This window comes from Dethiosulfatibacter sp., assembly GCF_983023055.1.
The window spans coordinates 3,672-5,501 of sequence record NZ_CEZJXU010000135.1 but is presented as its reverse complement, the minus strand read 5'-3'; the positions used below and the strand labels follow the sequence as shown (position 1 = coordinate 5,501).

General features: G+C 38.5%; 1 protein-coding gene. It reads right to left on the bottom strand.

Annotation, left to right across the window (positions count from 1 at the left end):
- Positions 1–1,830 (bottom strand): transcription-repair coupling factor (gene mfd / locus AC3AX0_RS06235; protein ID WP_487549442.1); only part of this gene is annotated, 1,830 nt, incomplete at both ends.

The window sequence follows — 1,830 nt, the reverse complement described above, 5'->3', positions numbered from 1 at the left end:
TCCCGCATTGCTATTTTAAATCCTGAGCCAAACTCTGTGAATTCTTTTACAGCCTTTAGCCTTTTATCTGCAATTTCACTAAGGACCTTGTTTCTTTCATAGGTAAGATATGCAAAGGCAGTCTTATCGCTTCTTCCGACACGCCCCCTCAGCTGATAGAGCTGCGACAGTCCCATTTTATCTGAATCGTCTATGACTATTGTATTTACATTCGAAATATCCATTCCAGTCTCTATAATTGTAGTGCACACAAGAATATCATATTCGCCGTTGATGAATTCAATCATAATGTTTTCAAGTTCCCTTTCACCCATCTGGCCATGGGCTACTGCTATTCTTGCATCTGGTACCATGTTTTTCACCATGGCAGCTTTGTTGTGTATATCCTTTACCCTGTTGTGGACATAATATACCTGTCCGCCCCTTGACAATTCCTTAATAAGAGCCTCTCTTATGAGTCCACTGCTGCTTTCAAGCACGAAAGTCTGTACAGGATGTCTCTCTCCAGGTGGCTCCTCTATTAAACTCATGTCCCTTATACCAACCATTGACATGTTCAAAGTCCTTGGAATAGGAGTAGCAGTCAATGTCAAAACATCTATATTAGTTTTCATATGCTTGATAAGCTCCTTGTGCTTAACACCGAATCTTTGCTCCTCATCAATTACCAGAAGTCCAAGATCCTTGTATCTCACATCTTTTGAAAAAAGCTTGTGTGTTCCAATAACAACATCAACCAAGCCCTTGTTCAAGTCACTTATGATTTTTCTCTGCTGTCCCGGGGTTCTAAAACGACTGAGCATTTCAACCTTTACAGGATAATTCTTAAACCTTTCCACCATATTTGTATAGTGCTGCTGGGCAAGGATGGTTGTTGGTACCAGTACAGCTGACTGCTTACTGTCCATTACTGCCTTGAATATAGCCCTCATTGCCACTTCTGTCTTTCCAAAACCCACATCGCCACACAACAGCCTATCCATTGCAATATCACTGATCATGTCCGATTTTATTTCATCAATACATCTAAGCTGATCCTCTGTTTCCTGGTATGGAAATGAGTTTTCAAAACCTCTTTGCCATTCGTTGTCTTCATTAAAGGCAAATCCTTTTTTTGATTTTCTCTCTGTGTAAAGTTTTAGAAGCTCGTCGGCAATTTCATCAATAGCATTTTGGGCTTTTGTCTTTGACTTGACCCACTCTTTTCCACCCATTTTATTTATTTTGGGCTTAGCAGAATCAGAACCTATGTATTTCTGAACCAGATCCATCTGGTCTACAGGTACAAACAACTTGTCCTTGTCCCTGTAGCTTATGCACAAATAATCCTTCTGAATATCTTTTACATCGATTTTTTCAATTCCTGTATATAAACCTAATCCGTGGTATTCATGTACTACATAATCTCCAGGCTTCAAGTCTGTAAAGCTGTCAATCTTTGAAGCTTTCTGCTTTTTCTTTGCCTTTTTTTTCCTAGACTTTGTTCCAAATATTTCCTTTTCAGTTAATACTACAATTTTCCATTCTGGAAATTCAATACCTTTTTGCATGGAGCCTACAACTGCTACACCATGACCAGACAATATTTCTTCGTCTCCTGAAATTAAAATGGACACTTCGCAGTCCTTTTCACTTAACATTTCCTGAATATTCCTTGCACTATCCTCTTTGCCAAGTTCAAGGAATACCTTGTATCCTCTATACTTATACCTGTTGATATCCTTTGCAAGATCATCCATCTTTAAATAATAGAGGGGCAGTTCCCTTGATCTTATGTTGAAAACCTTGTCTATCTTGAAATTGATATTGTTTTTCAGAGTATTATTGTAA